This window comes from Acidobacteriota bacterium (genome assembly GCA_039030395.1).
Classification (GTDB): Bacteria; Acidobacteriota; Thermoanaerobaculia; order Multivoradales; family JBCCEF01; genus JBCCEF01.
This window is the reverse complement of sequence record JBCCEF010000027.1, coordinates 38,431-59,431: the sequence shown is the minus strand read 5'-3', so window position 1 is coordinate 59,431 and position 21,001 is coordinate 38,431. Positions and strand designations below refer to the sequence as shown.

At 66.4% G+C, this 21,001-nt stretch carries 19 protein-coding genes and 1 pseudogene; 2 read left to right on the top strand and 18 right to left on the bottom strand.

Going from position 1 to position 21,001, the window contains the following annotated elements:
• Positions 1–137: 137 nt before the first annotated feature.
• A complete protein-coding gene (nth, locus tag AAF481_18460) occupies positions 138–803 on the bottom strand; it encodes an endonuclease III (protein ID MEM7483152.1) in 666 nt (221 codons plus the stop codon).
• A gap of 242 nt (positions 804–1,045) precedes the next feature.
• Between nth and AAF481_18455 the strand changes: the two genes are divergently transcribed.
• The gene (locus AAF481_18455) at positions 1,046–5,284 is read left to right on the top strand and encodes a hypothetical protein (protein MEM7483151.1); all 4,239 of its coding nucleotides are present in this window, start codon (positions 1,046–1,048) and stop codon (positions 5,282–5,284) included.
• A 271-nt stretch (positions 5,285–5,555) separates the two neighbouring features.
• Complete coding sequence (locus AAF481_18450; GenBank protein ID MEM7483150.1) at positions 5,556–7,415, top strand: CBS domain-containing protein; 1,860 nt, start codon at positions 5,556–5,558, stop codon at positions 7,413–7,415.
• An 80-nt stretch (positions 7,416–7,495) separates the two neighbouring features.
• Here AAF481_18450 and AAF481_18445 read toward each other — a convergent pair.
• The 17 genes and pseudogenes from AAF481_18445 to AAF481_18365 all read right to left on the bottom strand — a co-directional run bounded on the left by AAF481_18445 (position 7,496) and on the right by AAF481_18365 (position 20,943).
• Positions 7,496–7,896: pseudogene (locus AAF481_18445) on the bottom strand (GSU2403 family nucleotidyltransferase fold protein).
• Between the two features lie 221 nt (positions 7,897–8,117).
• Positions 8,118–8,339 carry a hypothetical protein gene (locus AAF481_18440; GenBank protein MEM7483149.1) on the bottom strand — a complete coding sequence of 74 codons (222 nt, stop codon included), beginning with the start codon at positions 8,337–8,339 and terminating at the stop codon, positions 8,118–8,120.
• Complete coding sequence (locus AAF481_18435; protein MEM7483148.1) at positions 8,336–8,803, bottom strand: DUF6036 family nucleotidyltransferase; 468 nt, start codon at positions 8,801–8,803, stop codon at positions 8,336–8,338. The genes AAF481_18440 and AAF481_18435 overlap by 4 nt, the downstream gene beginning before the upstream one ends.
• Before the next feature lie 139 nt (positions 8,804–8,942).
• Positions 8,943–9,908 carry a helix-turn-helix domain-containing protein gene (locus AAF481_18430; protein ID MEM7483147.1) on the bottom strand — a complete coding sequence of 322 codons (966 nt, stop codon included), beginning with the start codon at positions 9,906–9,908 and terminating at the stop codon, positions 8,943–8,945.
• A gap of 28 nt (positions 9,909–9,936) precedes the next feature.
• Positions 9,937–10,890, bottom strand: a complete 954-nt coding sequence (locus AAF481_18425) for an EamA family transporter (GenBank protein MEM7483146.1) — start codon at positions 10,888–10,890, stop codon at positions 9,937–9,939.
• Between the two features lie 128 nt (positions 10,891–11,018).
• Positions 11,019–11,750, bottom strand: coding sequence for a cbb3-type cytochrome c oxidase subunit I (locus AAF481_18420; protein MEM7483145.1), 732 nt, complete (start codon positions 11,748–11,750; stop codon positions 11,019–11,021).
• Complete coding sequence (locus AAF481_18415) at positions 11,747–12,691, bottom strand: cbb3-type cytochrome c oxidase subunit I (protein MEM7483144.1); 945 nt, start codon at positions 12,689–12,691, stop codon at positions 11,747–11,749. The genes AAF481_18420 and AAF481_18415 overlap by 4 nt, the downstream gene beginning before the upstream one ends.
• Positions 12,688–13,167, bottom strand: coding sequence for a cytochrome c oxidase subunit II (locus tag AAF481_18410; protein ID MEM7483143.1), 480 nt, complete (start codon positions 13,165–13,167; stop codon positions 12,688–12,690). The genes AAF481_18415 and AAF481_18410 overlap by 4 nt, the downstream gene beginning before the upstream one ends.
• The gene (locus tag AAF481_18405) at positions 13,164–13,343 is read right to left on the bottom strand and encodes a hypothetical protein (GenBank protein ID MEM7483142.1); all 180 of its coding nucleotides are present in this window, start codon (positions 13,341–13,343) and stop codon (positions 13,164–13,166) included. The genes AAF481_18410 and AAF481_18405 overlap by 4 nt, the downstream gene beginning before the upstream one ends.
• Entirely contained in the window at positions 13,324–14,943 is a 1,620-nt protein-coding gene (locus AAF481_18400; protein ID MEM7483141.1) for a multiheme c-type cytochrome, read from the bottom strand. Before AAF481_18400 ends, AAF481_18405 begins: the two co-directional genes overlap by 20 nt.
• A gap of 108 nt (positions 14,944–15,051) precedes the next feature.
• Positions 15,052–16,104 carry a cytochrome bc complex cytochrome b subunit gene (locus tag AAF481_18395; GenBank protein MEM7483140.1) on the bottom strand — a complete coding sequence of 351 codons (1,053 nt, stop codon included), beginning with the start codon at positions 16,102–16,104 and terminating at the stop codon, positions 15,052–15,054.
• Positions 16,101–16,622: a Rieske (2Fe-2S) protein gene (locus tag AAF481_18390; protein MEM7483139.1), complete on the bottom strand. Its 522-nt coding sequence runs from the start codon at positions 16,620–16,622 to the stop codon at positions 16,101–16,103. Before AAF481_18390 ends, AAF481_18395 begins: the two co-directional genes overlap by 4 nt.
• 283 nt (positions 16,623–16,905) lie before the next feature.
• Positions 16,906–17,556: a response regulator transcription factor gene (locus AAF481_18385; protein MEM7483138.1), complete on the bottom strand. Its 651-nt coding sequence runs from the start codon at positions 17,554–17,556 to the stop codon at positions 16,906–16,908.
• On the bottom strand, positions 17,553–18,947 hold the full coding sequence (locus AAF481_18380; protein ID MEM7483137.1) for a GAF domain-containing sensor histidine kinase: 1,395 nt from the start codon (positions 18,945–18,947) through the stop codon (positions 17,553–17,555). Before AAF481_18380 ends, AAF481_18385 begins: the two co-directional genes overlap by 4 nt.
• A gap of 37 nt (positions 18,948–18,984) precedes the next feature.
• On the bottom strand, positions 18,985–19,179 hold the full coding sequence (locus AAF481_18375) for a DUF3565 domain-containing protein (protein MEM7483136.1): 195 nt from the start codon (positions 19,177–19,179) through the stop codon (positions 18,985–18,987).
• 6 nt (positions 19,180–19,185) lie between these two features.
• The gene (locus AAF481_18370; protein ID MEM7483135.1) at positions 19,186–20,004 is read right to left on the bottom strand and encodes a PhzF family phenazine biosynthesis protein; all 819 of its coding nucleotides are present in this window, start codon (positions 20,002–20,004) and stop codon (positions 19,186–19,188) included.
• A 93-nt stretch (positions 20,005–20,097) separates the two neighbouring features.
• The gene (locus AAF481_18365; GenBank protein MEM7483134.1) at positions 20,098–20,943 is read right to left on the bottom strand and encodes a hypothetical protein; all 846 of its coding nucleotides are present in this window, start codon (positions 20,941–20,943) and stop codon (positions 20,098–20,100) included.
• Positions 20,944–21,001: the final 58 nt, after the last annotated feature.

Here is a 21,001-nt window from a genome sequence, read left to right as displayed (position 1 = left end):
TTCGGGTTGGGGCGGTTTGCCACCGGCCGCTGCGTTGCCGAAGCTCAACGATGGCACCGCATCGCCTGCGCTTCGACGCCTTGCGGACGGAGGCAAAGCGCTCCCAACGCGACCCGCGGGAATTTCACCACGGGCTCCTAGCGCTTCCGAGGGTTGGCCTTGCGCTCCTCTGCGATGCGCTTCTTGGTGGCCGCCCAACCGCAGATAGCGCACTCGGCGAGATCGTGGAAGCGCGCCGGGCAGTACTCCCGGCCGAAGTAGATGATCTGCAGGTGGAGCTTGTTCCAGCTCTCTCGCGGAAAGACCTTTTTCAAGTCGATTTCCGTTTGGACGACGTTCTTGCCGTTGGAGAGGCCCCAGCGGGCGGCCAGGCGGTGGATGTGGGTATCCACCGGGAAGGCGGGAACGCCGAAGGCCTGAGCCATGACCACCGAGGCGGTCTTGTGGCCCACCCCCGGTAGCGCTTCGAGGGCCTCGAAGGACTGCGGCACCTCGCCACCGTGCTCTGCCACCAGAATCTCGCTCAGCCGCCGGATGCTCTTGGCCTTTTGATTCGCCAGGCCGATCTGGCGGATGAGGTGGTGAATCTCTTCCACCGCCACCCGCGCCATCGCCTCCGGCGTCGCCGCCCGAGCGAACAGATCCGGGGTTACCTCGTTGACCTTCTTGTCGGTGGTTTGGGCCGACAGGAGGACGGCGATCAGGAGGGTGTAGGCGTCCACATGATCGAGAGGAATCGGGACCTCCGGGTAGAGGTCATCGAGAATCTGGCGAATGCGCTCTGCTTTGTCGATTCGTCGCATGGATTTCACACGTACTTATATCTGTTCGTGGTGATACGCTCTGAAGCCAATTGAAGTAACTCGTATCGCCGGCTTCGGATCCCTCCGTGGACCCCTCGTCCGGCGCCTATCGTTACATACCGGTGACCGGATTTTGACCCTATTTTCGAGGCGCGACGTGCACACTGCTGTCTCGGGTGGTCGCCACCCGACATCGTCGTGATCCCGTTCGATCCGGAAACCCCTCTGGAGGACTCTTGCTCATGTTGCCAAGGATTCTGAATCGCACCGCCGGCCGGTGGGCCGCGGTCTTCGCTCTTGCGCTGGTGCTGCCGCTGGTGGCCGCGGCGCAGCCGATCATCAACGAGGTGGATGCCGACACCGCCGGGGTGGACACCGTGGAGTTCGTGGAACTGTTCGGCTCCCCGAACGCCGTGCTCGACGGCTACGTGGTCGTCTTCTACAACGGTTCGAACGATCAGTCCTACGCTGCCTACGACCTCGACGGTTTCACCCTCGACGGCGATGGCTTCTTCGTCCTCGGCAACGCCGCCGTGGCGAACGTATCCATCGTTTTCGGCAGCAACGGTTTGCAGAACGGCGCCGACGCGGTGGCGATCTACACCGGCGACGCGACGGACTTCCCCAACGGCACGCCGGTGACCGCCACCAACCTGGTGGACGCGGTGGTCTACGACACGGACGATTCCGACGATGTCGGCCTGCTCTCGGTGCTCACCCCGGGGCAGGCGCAGGTCAACGAAGCCGGCGGCGGCGACAAGGACGGCCACTCCAGCTCGCGGCTGCCCGACGGCGGCACCGCTCTCGACACCTCCACCTTCGTGCAGCAGCCGCCGACCCCCGGCGTGTCGAACATCCCCGGCCCGCCGGCGGTGGTGATCAACGAGGTCGATTCCGACACCGCCTCGACGGATACCGAGGAGTTCGTCGAGCTTCTCGGACCGGCCAACACCATGCTCGACGGCCTGGTGGTGGTGTTCTACAACGGCTCGAGCGACACCTCCTACAATGCCTTCGACCTGGACGGCTTCACCACCGACGCCGGCGGTTTCTTCGTGCTGGGCAACGCCGCTGTAGCGAGCGCTTCGATCGTCTTCCCGAACAACGGTTTGCAGAACGGCGCCGACGCGGTGGCCGTGTACGAGGGCGATGCGGCGGACTTCCCGAACGGCACGCCAGTGACCGCCTCCAATCTGGTGGACGCCCTGGTTTACGACACCAGCGACGCCGATGACGCCGGCTTGCTCTCGGTGCTCACGCCCGGCCAGGCGCAGGTCAACGAAGGCGGCGCCGGCGACAAGGACGGCCACTCCAACTCGCGAGTGCCCGATGGCGGTGCGCCCCTCGACACCTCGACCTACGTGCAGCAGGCGCCGACGCCGGGCTCCACCAATAGCCCGGTGGTCGCGCCGAACGTGGTGATCAACGAGCTGGACGCCGATCAGTCCGGCACCGACATGGGTGAGTTCGTGGAGCTCTTCGGCGCCGGCAACACCGCCTTGGACGGCTTGGTGGTGGTGTTCTTCAATGGTTCGAGCGACACCAGCTACGCGGCCTACGACCTCGACGGTTTTTCGACCAGTGCCGACGGTTTCTTCGTGCTCGGAAACCCCGGCGTGCCGAATGTCTCGATCACCTTCGGCAGCAACGGCCTGCAGAACGGTGCCGACGCGGTGGCGGTCTACGCCGGTGATGCGGCGGACTTCCCGAACGGCACCGCCGCTACTCCCACCAACCTGGTGGACGCGGTGGTCTACGGCACCGGCGATCCGGACGACGCCGGCCTGCTGGCGGCGCTGACCCCGGGCCAGCCGCAGGTGGACGAGGGCGGCAACGGCAACCAGACCGGCGACTCCAACTCGCGCCTTCCGGACGGCGGAGCGCCCTTCGACTCCGGCGCTTACGTGCAGCAGGCGCCAACGCCGGGCGAGTCCAACGTGCCTGGCCCGACGGCGGTGGTGATCAACGAGGTGGACGCCGACACGGTGTCGACGGACGTCGAGGAGTTCATCGAGCTGATCGGCCCGCCGAACGCTCCGCTGGATGGCCTGGTGGTGGTGCTCTACAACGGTTCGAGCGACACCTCCTACAACGCCTTCGATCTGGATGGATTCTCGACGGATCCGGCCGGCTTCTTCGTGCTCGGCAACGCCGCGGTGCCGAACGTCAGCTTGGTGTTCCCGAGCAACGGCCTGCAGAACGGCGCCGACGCGGTGGCCGTCTACGAGGGCGATGCGACGGACTTCCCGAACGGTACGGCGGTGACCGCCGCCAACCTGGTGGACGCGGTGGTCTACGACACCAACGACGGTGACGACGCCGGCCTTCTCGGCGTACTCACGCCGGGCCAAGGGCAGGTCAACGAGGGCGCCAACGGCAACCAGACCGGCGAGTCCAACTCGCGGGTGCCGGACGGCGGCGCGCCCTTCGATACCAGCGTCTACGTGGCCCAGGCCCCAACCCCGGGCGCCTCCAACGTGCCGCCGCAGGTGCTCGAAATCTTCGAGCTCCAGGGCAATGGCCTGGCGACGCCGTTTGCCGGCCAGACGGTCACCACCGTCGACAACGTGGTGACGGCGCTGGCCGCCGACGGCTTCTTCATCCAGACGCCGGACGCCCGGGCGGATGCCGATCCGGAGACCTCGAACGGCATCTTCGTCTTCACTTCGGCGCCGCCGACGGTGGTGGTGGGCGATCGGGTGGATGTCACCGGTGAGGTGACCGAGTTCTTCGACTTCACCGAGATCACCGCCCCGTCCGTCACCGTCACCGCTGCCGGCGATCCGCTGCCGGCGATTTCGGTGCTCGACGGTACGACCCCGTCGCCCACGCCGCCGGTGCCGGTCACCGAACTGGAGCGGTTCGAAGGCATGCTGGTGTCCGTCACCGGCGGCCGGGTGAGCGGCCCCAACCAGAGCTTCGGTCCGGATCCGCTGGCCGAGGTCCACATCGTGGCCGGTCCGAACCGGGCCTTCCGCGAGCCGGGCATCGAGTTCCCGGGGCTACCGGGGCTGCCCGTGTGGGACGGCAATCCGGAGGTCTTCGAACTCGATCCGGACCGCCTGGGTTTGCCCAACGCGGCGATTCCCGCCGGCTCCACCTTCGACGCCGTCGGCGTCCTGGGCTTCGAGTTCGGCGGCTACGAGATCTGGCCGACGTCTCTCACCGTCACCGAGGCGGTGATCCCGCGGGCGGTGTCGCCGCGCCAGGCCGGCGAGATGACCATCGGCTCCTTGAACATGTTCCGCCTCTTCGACGACGTGGACGATCCGGGCAGCGAGGACGACGGCGCGGTGGCCTCTACCGCCGACTACCAGCGCCGCCTCGACAAGTTGTCCCTCTACATCGTCGACGTCCTCGACTCGCCGGACATCCTGGCGGCGCAGGAAGTCGAGAAGCTCGGAGTGCTGGAGGATCTCGCCGCCAACATCCTGGCGGCGGACCCGGCGGTCTCCTACTCGGCCTACCTGGTCGAGGGCAACGACGTTGGCGGCATCGACGTCGGCTTCCTGGTGCGCGACACGGTGGTGGTGAACGCCGTTACCCAGTTCGGCGCCGCGGAGATCCTCTCCGTCGATGGCTCGCTCTTGAACGACCGGCCGCCGCTCCTCCTGGAAGGTGACTACATCGGTGGCGGCGGAGCCTTCCCGATCGCCGTGCTGGGTCTCCACGGCCGCTCCCTGGGCGGTATCGACGACACCGGCTCGAACGGCAACCGGGTGCGCCAGAAGCGCCTGGAGCAGGCGCAGTTCGTCGCCCAGTTGGTGCAGGATCTCCAGACGGTGGATCCGAACATCCACCTGGCGGTGGTCGGCGACTTCAACGCCTTCGAGTTCACCGACGGCTATGTAGATGTCACCGGCCAGATGGCCGGCGACTTCAACCCGGCGGACAACGAGCGCTCCGGGCCGGATCTGGTCAACCCGGATCTGGTGAAGGAGACCTTCACGGTGCCGGCGGACGACCGCTACTCCTTCAACTTCCGGGGTACCGCCCAGGCCCTCGACCACGCCTTGACCTCCCAAGCCCTGGCCGCCTTGGTCACCGGCATGGAGTACGGCCGCGGCAACTCCGATGCGGCTCGGATCCTGATCGACGACCCGCTGACGGCGCTGCGCTCGTCCGATCACGACGGCTTCGTGCTGTACGTGATGGCGAGTTCCGACAGCGACTTCGACGGTATTGACGACGCCGACGACCTGTGCGCCGACACGGTGGTGCCGGAGGATGTGCCGACGCGCTTCCTGCTGCCCTGGCGCTTCGCCCTGGTGGACGCCGACGGCACCTTCGACACCTACCGTCCGGGGCACGGCGTGGGTCCGAGCCCATGGCACCCGTTCACCCTGGCGGACACCGCCGGCTGCTCTTGCGAGCAGATCATCGAGAGCGTCAACCTGCCGGCGTGGTTCGAGCGCATCCAGCGCCGCTATGGTTGTTCGCTGCCGCTGATGAAGTACTGGATCCGCCACCGCGCGAACTGAACTCGCCGGTAGGTTCCAGTCCGTAGGTCGCGACCGGGAGTCCCCCACGGGGCTTCCGGTTTTTCTTTGGGGTGACGTGCCGCTCGCTTCTCGATGCCCGGCCTTCAACCTACCCCTTCGGGTGGCTCGGTAACCCATCCGAAAGGGTGTCGATCCGGCGACTTGCCCCCCTTCATGCTCGGAGTGCCATGATCTGATTCAGCTCCCGGGAGCCTCACCGAGGCGAGCGGCACACCATCGGGACGAAGAGACCGACCGTGAAGGAGCCGGTATGGGGCGGCATGAAGTCAGTGAACAGATCGACGACCAGCGGGTCCGAGCCTTTACCCGGGCGATGCTGGAGGAGGTGCGCGCCCTCGAGGAATGGATCGCCGCCGGCGGCATCGAGTCGGGTATCCAGCGGGTGGGCTTGGAGCAGGAGATGTTCCTGATCGGCGCCGACGGTCGGCCGGCGCCCAAGGCGCTAGAGGTTCTCGAACAGGCCTCCGACGATCGCCTCACTACCGAGCTCGCCCTCTTCAACCTGGAGGCCAATCTGCCCCCGCGGCTCCTCGGCGGGAGTTTTCTGCGCTCGATCGAAACGGAACTCGACGAGGTGATGGACAAGGTCTCCCGGGCGGCCTCGGCGGTGGATGCCGATCCCCTCTTGACGGGCATTCTCCCCAGCCTGCGGATCGAGGATCTAGGCCTCCACAACATGACCCCGAAGCCGCGCTACCGGCAGCTCAACGACGCGCTGGTCAAGCTGCGCGGCGAGGCCTTCTCGGTGTTCATCCGCGGCAAAGATCTGCTGGAGTTGAAGCCCGACAACGTCATGTTCGAGTCGGCCAACACCAGCCTCCAGCTCCACCTCCAGAGCGATATCGACAACCTGCCGGCCCTCTACAACCTGGCCCAACTCGTCTCCGCGCCGATGGTGGCGGCGGCCGCCAACTCGCCGGTGGTCTTCGGGCAGCGGCTGTGGCACGAGACCCGGGTCGCCCTCTTCGAGCGCTCCGTCGACGCCCGCTCCGAGGCCGAGCGCATGCGCGGCAAACACCCGCGGGTGACCTTCGGCAGCGACTGGCTGCAGGATCCGGTAGAGCTCTTCCGCGACTCCGTCGCGCGCTTCCCGATCGTCCTGGTCGACGACGTCGAGCCGCCCGGCGAAGGTCCGCCCACCCTCGCCGCCCTCAACCTGCACGGCGGCACCGTGTGGCGCTGGAACCGGGTCTGCTACGGCGTGGCCGAAGGCGTCGCCCACGTGCGCATCGAAAACCGCGTGCTGCCGGCCGGCCCCACGGTGCTCGACGAGATGGCCAACGCCGCCCTGTTCTACGGCCTGATGCACGCCATGGCCCCCGATGCCCACTCCATTCCCGAGCGGCTGCCCTTCGACAAGGCGCACGGTAACTTCGTGCGGGCGGCGCGGGACGGGCTGGGCGCCGAGTTCGCGTGGTTCGACGAGCGGCGGGTGCGGGCCCGCGATCTCCTGCTCGAAGAGTTGATTCCCCTGGCCTCCCAAGGCCTCGCCGACCTCTCGGTGCCGAGGGAAGACATCGATCGCTACCTCGGCACCCTGGAAGAGCGCGTCCAGGCCGATCGCAACGGCGCTCGCTGGCTGCACGAGGCCTACTCCCGGCCCTCGGTGCCCACCCTCGCCATCTGCCGCGTCCTCCACCGGCACCAGGAATCCGGCGAGCCGGTCCACCGCTGGCCGGCGCCGCCGGAGCAAAAGAGCGCCTACTGCGTAGCGGACGTCATGACCCGCGACGTCTTCACCGTGCGGCCGGAAGACGTGGTCGACCTCGCCGCCGCGCTGATGACCTGGAAACACTTCCGCCACGTGCCGGTGGAGAGTTCCGACGGCCGGTTGGTGGGTCTCCTCTCCCACCGCGCCCTGCTGCTTCTCCAGGAGCGTCGCGGCGGCGAAGGCAGCGAAGCGGTCGAGGAGGTGATGGACCGCGACCCCCTCAAAGTGCCCCCGGACCTACCCCTGGGCGACGCCATCCGCCGCGTCCTCGGCTCCCTCACCGGCTGCCTCCTGGTGGTCGAAAACGACCGACTCATCGGCATCGCCACGGAGCGCGATCTGCTGCGGGCGGCGTTGAAGGTGATGGACCGGGGGGCGGCTCGCCGGTTGCGGCAGTGAGCGGCCGGGCAATCGGCTCCTCGAATCCTTTCGTCCAGCAAGTAGTCGAGATACTTGAGCGGCTGCGCCCACACCCCGAAGGGTCGGATCTTCACCGGCTTGCGCCGGCTGGAGGTCTCGGGGGTCAGAAAATCCACCCGCAGATCGCGCCCCCGCACGGCGAAGGACGTCGAAGGCTCCTCGTGGTTGAGGCTGGGCACCGCGAAGAACTTTCGTCCACTTCCTTCGGCCGAGCTTCGACGCTCTGCTGGGTCTGCTCCGGATCGAGGGCGATGGCGAGGGACGGTTCGGAACCGATGTGCACATCCTGCGTTCGCGCCATCGCTCCGGGAAACCGGACGCCCAGAGCGTTCTCATAGTTGGCGAAGGCGACGGTGCCCAGCAGCACGCCGCCGTGTCGAAACAGCCCGATATCCGCCAGCGCCGCCAGCACCCGCGCCGGCGGACGCGGCTCGCAGTGCGCCTTGCCGGCGCGGAGCATCGCTACCATCTCCTCCCGGCGTGCCCGGCTGGGGGCCGCGACGGCGCGTTGATCCTCGACCTCTTCGATCCACTGCCGCAAGACGGAGGAGTCCGCGCCCAGGTAGATCAGACGTGCATGAACGGCGGAAGGCACTCAGGAGCAAGGGGCCTGCGTTTGGTAGACGCGGAGCTGCTCTCGGGTCGCGTTCCAATCACCGCTGGGCCGCTCGCGAGCGGCCCCTACAGATCCTTTATCTTGGCTTGAAGATTTGCCGATCCGGAACCTTCGGGCTCCACTGAACGTTCGCGAGCCTGTGCCGCCCAGTCCTGCAAAGCGAGCATCTCAGCCACTCGCTCCTCCAGCCATCGGAGCCGCTCGACCGGTGTCAGTTCGAGGCCCAGCCGCAACTGGCGCTGGCGGGTGCCGGCAAAGGAATAGTCGTTCTCGCGCGGCTCAGTCATGGTTCGGGCTCGTTCGATTCTGCTTGCAAGGCTTCGAGGGCCTCGATGTCGTCGAGGTCGCGGTGCCGGCCGACGGCCTGCTTCATGGCGATCAGGTCGCGCACGCCGATCAATCGAATCGGCGTACCGCCGGCTTCCAGCGGTACGGGAGCTGAACGCGCGTAGACCGAGTCGAAGTCGAACGGTTCCTCGACGAATAGATCTACTTCGAGTGCAGACTTTTGGGGGTGCCATAGAGAGAAGACCTTCATGTTCTTCTCGTGCACCCACTGGCGGCGTTGGGTTGGGTCAGCGAATGACAGCAGCGGCACGGGAGGCCGGGGCTGCATACCCATGTTGCTGAGGACCTCCAAGGCACGTCGAAGATTCTTCTCTTCAAGCTGGACTACCAGGTCCAGATCCAGAGTGGTGCGCAAGTAGCCGTGCATCACCACCGCCACGCCGCCTACCACGAGAAATCGCACCTTCGCTTCGGCGAGATTGGTCAGTGTTTCGAGGATGCTCCGCTGCACCTCGGAAGCTTATCGGAATCGCGCGCGGCGAGGCGATCGCACCGACAACGGCGGCTTGCGTCTGCGTGCGTACTCTGACTCTTTGGGCGATCTAGTTCCCGGCCCGAAAGGCCGACCGGTACGCCCGCGGCGTCGTCCCAAGATGCCGCGCCAGGTGCTTCCTGAGGTTGGCCGCGGAGCCGAGGCCGGATTCGGTGGCGATGCGTTCGACGCTCTCGTCGGAGGATTCGAGGAGTTCGCGGGCGCGGCCGAGGCGTTGGCGGACGAGCCACTGGTGGGGGGAGAGGGAGGTGATCTCTTTGAAGCGTCGCTGGAAGGTGCGGAGCGAGTAGCCGAAGCGCCGGGCGATCTGGTGCATCGCGAAGTCTTGATCGAGGTGGGCGATCATCCAGTCGAGCACCGGGCCGAAGCTCTGGTCGCCGCAGACGCCCGCCGGGCAGTCGGCGTACTGCGACTGGCCGCCGTCGCGGTGGACCGGGGCGACGACGCGGCGAGCGATGGCGTTGGAGACGGTGAGGCCGAAGTCTTCCCGCACCAGGGCGAAGCACAGGTCGAGGCCGGCGGCGCTGCCGGCGGAGGTGTAGATGGGGCCGGGGCCGGCGGTGTCCTTGACATACAGCGCATCGTCCTGGACCTCGATGCGCGGAAAGGCGGTGCGCAGGGCTTCGACGTGCATCCAGTGGGTGGTGGCGGTGCGCCCGTCGAGCAGGCCGGCATGAGCCGGTACGAAGACGCCGGTGCAGATGGTGACCAGGCGGACTCCCTGCGCATGCGCGTCGCGGATGGCTTCGAGGAAGGGCTCCGGCGGCCGTTCGACGGCGCCCCGCCAGCCGGGGATGAGAACGGTGTGGGCTCGGGCGAGGTCGGCGAGGCTGCCGGCGGGCTCGAACTGCATGCCGTGCTGTGAGTGGAGCGGACCGTCCTCCACCCGGCAGGGCAGGAACTCGTACCAGTCGTCGACGATGTCCCGGCGATCCCGACCGAGCACCTCCCAGGCGATGCTGTACTCGAAGCCGGGGAGGCCGTCGTAGATGGCGGCTGCGATCAGCGGACCCACGGCGCGCGGGGTTCCTGAGTCACGGGTTTCACACGTTGCTCCTTGCCAGCTTCGGCGGCGGTGCGGCCGCCTTTCGGGTCTTCTTTTTCCGCACGATCAGAATCACGGCGGAGACGACAGTGGCGGTGGCGGCGAGGACGCGCAGGCCCATCGACTCTCCCGCCAGCGCCCAGCCCAGTAGGACCGCGACGACCGGATTGATATACGCGTAGGTCGAAACCTTCGCCGGGGTCGACACCTTGAGCAGCCAGACATAGGCGGTGTAGCCGACGACGCCGCCGATCAGCGACAGATAGATCAAGGAGTAGATGGAGCGGGCCGAGATCTCGGCGAGCACGGTGCGTTCTCCGAGAGCCAGTCCCGCCACGACCAGGATGGCGCCTCCGGTGAGCATTTGCATGCCGACGTTCTGCAGAGTGGAACTGGATTGCGGCGCACCGCGCGAGTAGATCGAACCGACCGCCCAACAAAGGGCGGCGAAGCAGATCACCAGCGCTCCGGGTACATGCACCGGTTCGCCGCCGAGTTCCGCCGGGCTGATGAGGATGACGATACCCACCATGCCGAGGATCAGACCGAAGATGACGGCGATGCTGGGCCGGGAGCCGCCGGGACGCAGGCTTTCGAGCAGAACCATCCACATTGGAACCGTGGCGACGATGAGGGCCGCCACTCCCGAAGCGACATACTGCTCGGCCCAGCTCACCAAGCCGTTGCCGGTCACCAGCAGCAGGGTACCGATGACTGCCGCCGAGCGCCAGTGCGTGCGGGTCGGCCGGCCGGCTCCCCGCCAGGCGGACCAAGCGTAGAGGATGGCGCCGGCGAAGAGGAACCGCACTCCCGCCATGGTGAACGGCGGGATGGTCTCGACGGCGAAGCGGATCGCCAGATAGGTCGATCCCCAGATGATGTAAATCAGGGCGAAGGCCGTGAGGACGGCGGCTAGAGAAGGCCTGACGGGGAGTGCATTGGAGGACGTCATGCGTTACACGATCGCAAAGACCGTGAGCGAATGAAAGTGGCACAATCGTCAAATTCCACTACGATCGCGCCAAGTGAGTGCAAACCGGGACAGGGTAGCGGGACAGAGAGGTTCGCCGATGCCTGGCGTCAGTAGGGCTTGAAGGGGAGAGAGCCGAAGCGTTCCAGGCCGAGGAGGTGGGTGATCGGCTGGAAATAGCCGAGGGCCACCAGCACCACCGCCACCAGGCTCCACAGCAGGAAGCGGTCCCACAGGCCGCGCTGCCGCAGGGGCGGCGCCAGGGGGAGGGCGAACTGTGGCGTCTGGGGCGGCCGCTCTTGCTTCTTGAGCAGGGTCGCACCGATGACCACCAGGAAGATCAACGAGCTGACGAACAGGATCACCCCGCCGAGGGCGGAGGCGAGGGTCCAGCTTTGCCAGCGCATGGCCTGTTCGGCACCGAAGTACTCGGCGCTGAACACCCGGCGGGGCATGCCCATCAGGCCGGTGATGTGGTTGACGACGCCAAACAGCATCATCCCCACGAACCACAGGTACGGCTGCGCCACGGCCCAGCCCGGGAAGGCCAGGGACCGCCCGGTGAGTTTGGGCAGCAGCCAGTAGGTGGCGCCCATGAAGGTGAGGGCCACGGCGGTGCCGACGGTGAGGTGGAAGTGGCCCATGATCCAGGCGGTGTTGTGGACCATCGAGTTCATGGCGTAGGCGGCGTTGATGGCGCCGCCGAAGCCGCCGAGGGCGAAGGTGACCATCGAGAGGATCACGCTGACCAGCAGCGGATCCCGCCAGGGCAGCTCCTTGAGCCAATCGAAGGTTCCTCTGGCACCTTTCAGGCGGCCGGCGGTTTCAAGTGAGGCGATCACCGTGAAGGCGGTGACCAGGCTGGGGAAGAGACGTAGGTGCTGAAGGTGTGGATCAGCTTCCAGTCGGCGGAGATGCCCGGATCCGAGAGCTGGTGATGGAACCCGACCGGCGTCGAAAACAGCACGAAGAGCACGAACACCATGCGGGTCAGCGGTTCGCTGAACAGGCGGCCGCCGGCGATCTTCGGCAGCACCGTGTACCAGATGACGTAGGCCGGCAGCAGCCAGAAGTAGGTGAGCGGGTGGCCGAACCACCAGGTGTAGGTGCGGGCGAGCACCGGGTCGATGGTTTTCACCCAGCCGAGGGACCAGGGGATCAACATCCCCAGGGCCTCGATGGCCAGGCCGCTGGTGGCCAGCAGCCACACGATCACCGTGGCGAGGAGGCCGTGAACGGGCAGCGGCAGGGGCTCGCCACGGTGGCTTTTCTGCCAGTGGCGGACGGAGAGGATCAACCCGGCGCACCAGATCCAGGAACCGATGACCAAGAGGGTGGCACCGATGTAGAAGGCCGGGTGGGCCTGGAGCGGTGGGTAGAAGGTGTAGAGGACGGTCGAGGTGCCGGAGAGGATGGCGCCGGCGGTCAGAGAGGTGCCGAGGGAGGCCGTCCAGAAGCCGATCCAGCCGAGACGTTCGTTCACCCATTCACCCAGGCAGGCGCGCACAAAGGCGATCCCAAGGGCCATGATGAAGAAGGTGGTGAAGACCAGCCCCATCAGCACGCCGTGGGCGGTGACGGACAGGTAGTAGAGGGCCGGCGAGTTGAAGACGACGGGCAGGTCCGCCCGCGCCAGGGACTGCATCACCGCCATCAGCGCGCCGAGGGCGAAGGCGCCGAGGGAGACGCCGAGGTGCGACAGGGTGAGGCGATCGAGCTGCCAGGCGGCGGCCTGGCCCTCGCTGTTAGAGAGGGCGGAGGTTGCGGGCTGGGCAACGGTCACGGCGCAGCCTCCTCGACGATCAGCCGGCCGGCCATCTGGTGGTGGGCCAGGCCGCAGTACTCATTGCACAGCAGCAGGTACTCGCCGGGCCGCGGAAAGGTGACGGTGAACTCACTGACGTAGCCCGGCACGACCATGGCGTTGGCGTTGGTGCCGACCACCTGGAAACCGTGGAGGACGTCCGGGCTGGTCATGCGGAAGCGTACCGGCTTGCCGGCGGGCACCCGGATCACCGACGGGCGAAAGCGAAACATCTCGGCGACGGCGGTCACCACCACCGAGCCGTCGTCGTCGATGTGGACGCCCGGAGCGGCAAACTCCGAGGTGGTGTTGACGGTCAACGGATCGAGGGTTTCGATGTGGCTCGGTGGATGCACCGCGTGCATCCGGGCGCCCCATACGATGGCGGTCAGAAAGGCGGCGATCATCGCCGCCGCGCCGATGATCCACAACCGCTCGTAGAAGTCGACCTTCACGGTCCCGGTGCTCCCCGCGGCAGGAATTGCCAGAGGTAGAGGGCCGCCCAGCCGAGGGCGAAGAGCAGGCCGTAGATGCCGACGATCACCAGCGTGCCCTTTGGGTGGCCGACGACGGCTTCGAGGTCTTCATCCGGATCGAAGACCGGGTGCTCCTCAGCCGGCGTCGTGGCCATAGCGCTCCTCCATGCCCTCGCGGATCTGCCGCATCTGCTCCTCGGCGCCCTCCTCGAACCAGGCGTGCTCCGGGCGCGCCAGGATCTCTCCGATCACCGCGTCGACGGCCGCGCCGCCGGGGCCTTCGGCCATCTCCCGGGCCTGCGGGATCAGCTCCATGTAGAAGCGCTCGGCGACCTCGTACATGCCGTGCCAGTGGGTGTAGTCCGGCGCCATCATCGAAGCGCCGTGACGCGCCCGGCGGCCCTCGTGGTGCCACAGGTAGAACCACGTCCATTCGATCTCTTCGTCGAACTGGGTGGGGGTGCGCAGGCCGCTGTCGAGGAGCGCCGCCATGATGTCCTGGCCGGGCTTGGCGAATTTCTCGTTGTAGAGGATTACCAGGTCGTCGTACTGGGTGTAGAAGGCGTTGATGTAGTCCGGCGTGTGGCAGTGCGAGCACACCGCCTTCATGCGGTTGCGCTTGGCCTCCGCCGTATCGGCAATGAGCGCCCGGCGCTCCGCCGGGTCGAGGGCGGTCACCACCTTGCCGTCGGCGTCCGTGTCGAGCACCAGGCTGACCGGCGGCCGGTTGGTCCAGGAAATGCGCTCGCCGGGATCATGGGTCACTCGTCCGCCGTTGCGCGAGTGGCCGGAGAGATGGCAGGTGGCGCAGGTGGGAGCTTCGGAGTAGTCCTCGCCGAGCACCCAGGTATCGCCATCCAAGTTCATCTGGTCCTTCAGATCGCGGTAGGCGACGCCGTGCTTCGACTCTTCGAAGATCTCCTTCTGCGGGTGATCCGGCCCCAGGTGGCACTTGCCGCAGTTCTCCGGCTGGCGGGCGCGGCGCGGCGAGAAGTCGTGCCGGCTGTGGCAGGCGGAGCAGGAGCCGCGGGAGCCGTCGAGGTTCAAACGGCCGATGCCGGTGTTGGGCCAGGTGCCGGGATCGAACTTCGGCTTGCCGTCCGGATCTTTGAGGATGCGGGCCAGGGCGACGGTGTTGGTGGGCTTGCCGTCGGCGTCCGGCGCCAGGTCGTCGACGGTGACGCGCCCGCCGTCGGTGGCCTGGAAGGCGACCTTGCTGCCGTGGCACTGCTGGCAGCCGGAGAAGGCGCTGGCGGTGCCGTTGACCGATTCGACGGCCTTGCCCGGCGTCGGCGAGTGGGGGTTGAACATCGGCGGTCCGCCCTCCACCGTCTCGGCCAGGAAGTTGTCGAGGGAGGCCAGGATGTTGCCGGCGTCGGCGTGGTGGCTGCCCTGGAACTCCTCGGCCACGTCGCCGTGGCAGCGTCCGCAGTCGAGCGGCGTGACCACCGTCGCGATGTAGTTGCCGTAGTGGTCGAAACCGTCCGCGTCGCCCTGTTCGGCCTTGTGGCACTCGTAGCAGGAAACCCCCGACACGGCGTGGGTGCTGCCGGACCAGTGGGCCAGGATGCCGGGCGTGGTCTTGCCGTGGCAATCGACGCAGGAGCGCGACGCCGCCGGCACCGTGAAATGGGGTTCGGCCAGGCCGAGTTCCTCATTGCGCCGGCCCACCTCGCGCCACTGCACCAGCAGCAGCGAGAGCAGAAAGAGCAGGGCCATGACGAGGAGCACCACCCGCTTGTGTTGTAGATCCACGACGTCGACCTCCTTGTTGCAACTCTTCGCCGGCCTACGACCGAGTCCCGCAGGGCTCGGCGGCAGCTTGGCTGCCGAGGACGGGGTGAGCCCGAACTCTTGTTCGGGCTAGTGGGTGACCAGCCCTTCCCACACGGTCAGCGCGATGATGCCAAGGGCCGCCACGATGCCGATCCAAACGCTGGCCTCGGTGAAGCGGGTGCGGCGGCGAAACCAGCCGTCGATCCACGGCCACACATACATGACGAAGACGATGAATCCGATGGACATCAGGGCGAAGGTGCCCGAGAACAACTTGAGCCATCGGAAGGCGACGTAGAAGAACCACTCCGGCTTGATCACCTCTGGGGTCACCAGCGGATTGGCCGGCGGACCGAGGGAGGCCGGGATCACCGTCGCCAGCACCGACAGGACGATCATCAGCCCGAGGCCGACGATCAGCTCGGTGATCACATGGTCCGGAAAGAAGTCGAAGGTCTTCTGTTCGACCGGTTTGCTGGCGTTCGAGTCTTCGAGCGGCGCGATGCCGTGCATGCGGATGAGGGCGATGTGGAGCATCACCAGGATCACGATCAGCATCGGCAGCACCGCCGCGTGGAGCACATAGAAGCGCGACAGGGTGTGCTCGTTGTAGGTCTCGCCGCCCAACAGCATCTGCTGCAGAAGGTTGCCGATCAGGGGTACGCCGGCGGCCATGTTGGCGCCCACCGTGGCGCCCCAGTAGGAGAGTTGCTCGTAGACCAGGCTGTAGCCGGTGAAGCCGAGCATCAAGGTGGCGATCAGCAAGGTCATGCCGACCATCCAGTTGAGCTCCCGGGGCTTGCGGTAGGCGCCGGTGAAGTACACCCGCATCTGGTGCAGGATCACCGCCGCGATCATCAGCGTGGCGCCCCATTTGTGCAGTCCGCGCACGTACCAGCCGAAGGCGGCTTCTTCGGTGATGTAGCGCACCGACTCGTAGGCCGTCGCGGGAGTGGGCTGGTAGTAGAAGGCGAGGATGATGCCGGTGACGACCTGCACCACGAACAGATAGGCCGGGGTGCCGCCGAGGGCGAACCAGAAGCGTTTCAGGTGCAGCGGGACCGGCTCGTTGGTCATCGTGCGGAGCTGTTCCGGCGATACCGGAAAGCGCTCCGCCAGCCAGTCGCCGGCGCGACTCATGCGGTACCTCGCCGCCTCGAAAGGGTTTTGCTGGCCAGTGAGTCGAGGGGCACCCGGATGAACAGGAGGCCCTTGCGGTTCTCCAGGGGGTAGCGGTCGAGGCTCTGGTCGGCGTCGGCGGGAGGTCCGGCGATGGCCTTGCCGTCGGGCCGGAACACCCCGTTGTGGCAGGGGCAGAAAAAGCGGTTGTTCTGCGCCTCCCAGTGGACTTGGCAGCCGAGGTGGGGGCAGGTACTCGACAGGGCGACGAGTTCATCGCCCTGCTGGGAGATGCTGACCGGCGCTCCGTTCGGCAAGCGATAGGTGAAGGCTTCGCCGGGTTCGAACTCGTCGATCCGGCGCACGAAGAGCCAGCCTCGCCGGTCCGGCCGGGCGGGAAAGAGGAAGCGGGCGAAGAATGCCGCCAGGGTGCCGTAGGCGGCGACCAGGCCGCCGCCGATCAGCACCGCTCCCAGCCGCTTGAAGAGGCTCCGGCGGCTGGAGCTGTCGGGTGGGTCCGATGTCTCCGGTTGGCTCATGAGAGTTTTTTCGTTTCCAGCCATTGTGTTGGCGGAGAGCAGGTTCACCAACAACCCACGGGGTGGTTGGGGCCTACCCGTGGGGGTGGGATGGCGCGCCGTGGAAATCAACCCAACTCCAGCCATATGGCAGGGCGCCCGAGGGATCTGCTATCCAGGCAGATCGCAACCGAGCCGGAAAGGCGAGGCGGCGGCAGAGCCGCCGAGGATGGGGGTGTACCGCCAAGAATGGCACTTCTTGGCGGTGAGGGGCGGACCGCGGGCGGGGCGCCCAGCCCCCCTGCTAAAGGACGTCGGGGTCGACGATGCCGTGGCGGAGGGCGTAGCCCACGGCCTGGGTGCGGTTCTTGAGGTGCAGTTTGTCCAAAATGTTGCGGACGTGAAACTTGATGGTGTTCTCGCTGATCCCCAAGGCTTCGGCGAGGGCGCGGTTGCTGGTGGTGCCCTCGACCATCGCTTCGAGCACCTCGAACTCACGAGCGGTGAGGTGGTCCGGACCCTGCGGCGGCGCTTCTGCTTTGTCCCGCGCCATTTCCTGCAGCACCCTGCGAGCGAGGGCTGGGGTGAGGGCCGGTTCGCCGCGTGCCACGCCGGCCAGCAGGTCGAAGAAGTGGTCCGCTTCGAGGTCCTTGAGCAGGAACCCTTCGGCGCCGGCCTTGATCGCCTCGAACAGACTCTCGTCGTCCGTCGAAGCGGTCAGCACGACGATCTTGATCTCCGGGTGCTCGGCGCGCAATCGGCGCGTGGCCTCGAAGCCGTCCATCTTCGGCATGGTCAGGTCCATCAGCACGATGTCCGGTCGCGCCCGAGCGGCGACCTCGAGAGTTTCGACGCCGTCGGAGGATTCCCCCACCACCTCTATGCCGCGCGCCTCGAGCAGGCTGCGCAGGCCATCGCGAAACAAGGTGTGATCGTCGGCGATCAAGATCTTCACGGCGTCTCTCCTCGTGGTGAACCGGCGATGCGGAGGCGCGGATCCATCTCGGGGTTCGTCGGTTCCTCATGATAGACCAGGGTGACGCGGGTACCCTCACCGGGGCGGCTGTCGATGGTCAGGTCGGCGCCGATCGCCTGGGCCCGTTCGCGCATCGTGGCGAGGCCGAAACGTGGCCGGCGATGCGGCGGTGATGCCGCCGCCGGATCGAACCCCCGGCCGTCGTCGTTCACCCGGCATCGAAATCCGGAGCCGTGCTTTTCGAGGTGCAGGGTGACCCGCTCGGCGTGGGCGTGCTTGCGCACGTTGGCCAGGGCCTCTTGCAGGATGCGGAGCACCTGGAGCTCGACGTTCGGCGAATACTCCGGGATCTCCTCGATGTGAGCTTCGACGACCAGGGAAGTGGTGCTCATCCAGGCATCCACGAAGTCGGTGAGGGCGTGGTGAAAGCTGCGCCCGGTCTCGCCGTGGCGGAGTCCCAGAATGCCTTCCCTGACGTCGGCCAGGACCTCCCGCGCGGCGGCGGCGAGCTGATCGAGGTGGCGCCGGGCGTCGTCCGTCTTGCCGACGGCAAGAAACGTGCTCACCGCCTGGGCCTTGGTGTTGACGAAGGCCAGAACCTGAGCCTGGCCGTCGTGCAGCTCCCGGGCGAGGCGTTGGCGCTCTTCGGAAATGGCCGAAGCGGCGGCGAGGGAGTGGAAGTAGGCGTTGTCCACGGCAATCGCCGCCTGAATGGCAAAGCGGTCGAGGGTTTCCTCGTCGTCTTCGTCGAAGAAGCTGTCATCCAGTTTGTCGCATAGGTAGAGGTTTCCTCGGTACGGCCCGCGACAGACCACCGGCACGGCGAGAAGCGAGTGCATTCGCGGGTGATATGCCGGAAAACCGAAGGAGCGGTCGTCGGCGCGCAGGTTGTTGATGCGCAGCCGTTGGCCTCCCCGCAGGACGATGCCGAGGAGTCCCTTGCCCTGCGGCGGATGTTCGATCTGCCTTGCTTCTTCGGGGCTGATCCCGAAGGTGACGAAGGAGCGGATGGAGCCGTCCGTCTCGAGCACCGAGAGCGCTCCGTAGTGCGTTCCGATCAACTGTGCCGCCTGTTCGACAATGCGTTCCAGAAGGCTGTCGAGGGAGATTTCGGAGGTCACTTCCAGGCCGGCGCGGCGGAGTGCTTCCAGCTCCTGATTTTGACGCGTTAGGCGGTCCTGGAGGCGTCCGAGAACGGTGAAGACCACGCCGTAGAAGATGACCGCTCCCACCCCGACGGCGCCGCGCATCAGCCAGCGGCCTTCGACGGTGGCGAAGGAGGCGCCCAGCAAGGCGCGCGCGGTCTCCAAAAGCGCGAGGAAGGCGAGGGGCGCGAGGATCGCCGCCCAGCGGAGTCGGTGAAAATTCACGCGGGCCAGTGTATGCGGGTAGGTGATGAGGGGTGGGTCAGGGCTCGCCCCGATCACACTTCTTGCAGTCGAGAACGGTGCCGAGGAATCTTCGTCGGCCTTCGGCGGTGATCACCCAGGGGCGATGCATCCAGGGCGGATCGTGGCGTACATGCTGGCCGTGGCCGCAGGCGAGGTCCGCCACCCAGTGATCCTCTTCGTCTTGGTGGAAGCCGACGATCACCTGCTCCATGGGCAATCAGGCCAACAGCTCGCCGACGAGCACCGTCACCGCTTGCCCTTCGAGAAACACCCGTTCGCCCTCCACCCGCAGAGCGATCTCGCCGCCCCGTTCCGAAGCCTGGTAGGCGCGCAGGCGGTTCTTCCCGAGGCGCTCGCTCCAGTACGGAGCGAGTCCACAGTGGGCCGAGCCGGTCACCGGATCCTCCGGCACTCCCACCCGGGGGCCGAAAAAGCGCGACACGCAGTCCCAGGGTGGGTCTTCGGTCTCGTCTCCCGGCGCGGTGAGGGTGAGGCCACGCACCGGCAGCGTGGCGATGGCGGCGAGATTCGGCTGAAAGGAGCTCACCGTTGCGGCGTCCTCGGCTACCGCCAGGGCGTCTGCGCCATACTCGGCGACTTCCACCAAGGGGATGCCCAGGGTGTCGGCGATGGCGTTCGGGTTTCGCGCCGGCCGGCAGGGCGTGGCGGGAAAGTTCAGCTCAACGCCCGCCGCCGTTCGGCGCGCCGTCAGCAGGCCGCTGCGGGTGTGGAACCGGGCGCCGTCCGATGCGGCGAGTTGACCGGTCTCGAACAGCCAGTGGGCCGAGGCGAGGGTGGCGTGGCCGCACAGGTCCACCTCGACGGCGGGGGTGAACCACCGTAGGTCGAAGGAGCCGTCGTCGAGCCGCCGCAGGAAGGCCGTCTCGGCGAGGTTCATCTCCGCCGCCACCTGCTGCATCCAGGCGTCGTCGCGCTCCGTTTCCAGCGGACACACCGCCGCCGGATTTCCGTGGAAAGGCCGGCTGGTGAAGGCGTCGATCTGGATGATCCGCTGGCGCGGAAGGATTTCGGGCATGGAAACATCCCTCGTATGAAGGCTTCGGAACGACAACCGCTCGCGAGGGATTCTACGGCACCTAGCTGTCCTGCCCTTTCGATCTATGAAGCTCTAGTCCATTGAATCCGAGAGAGGTTCCTTCGGATCCAAAGTCCTGAATGGGTGGAGTGCCACCAGGAGATCGGCATCGGTGACGATTCTCCCTTTCAAGGCCTTGCCGGTTTTGAGGGTGCGCGGTCCGTTCGCCATCTCAGGCTCTCGACCGTCGAGAAACACGGCAGAGAGGATTGCGCTCAGAATCTTCAGCAGATCCGTGATGCCGCGCGGCTGATCCGCGATACGGTCCTCCGAGGAAATGCCTAGCTGCCAGTCCTTCATTTCCGCATCGAGGAACCAGACGACTTCTCGGAACGACTCCGGTACGTCGGTTGCCAGGTCGGTGGCGAGCTCTTGGTCCCAGAGCTGCTCGGCGTATTGGGCCCAAGCATCGACGTCGGCCGTCGCCGGAAGGTCTACTAGTTGCTCGAATCCGCTACTTGTGATGACGCCCATTCGCATGGTGACCGTAGCCGACTCTTCCTGGTTTCGATAGGCAGCCTGGAATAACTCATGAAGGCTGTCTTCGCGAGTAGGGTAGTGAATCTCGCTGCGAATCCACCAGCCGGAGCGATCATCACGCAATTCTAGAGAGTCGATGCCATTCACAGAGTTGATCCCATCCGTGAGGACGGCTCTCCACCCCGAATCGGACTGACGGATCGCTAGACGGCGGATCAGCTCGGTCTGAGAGACGGTGAAAGCAAAGGCTCCCTTTTCCAATACCTCACCTTGGGACGTTTCCCACCAAATCGCTCCATGGCGGCTTTTGGAATGATCCGCAGAGATCTGCCCCGCAAAAGAGGCGATTCCAAGAGCGATGATGAGCCACTTGACCTTGGTCTGTTGTTCAAGTTTCACTTGAACTTCTTTGCCTTACTAGGCGCAATGGTTGGTCTCACAGTGGGTCCCCTCCAAT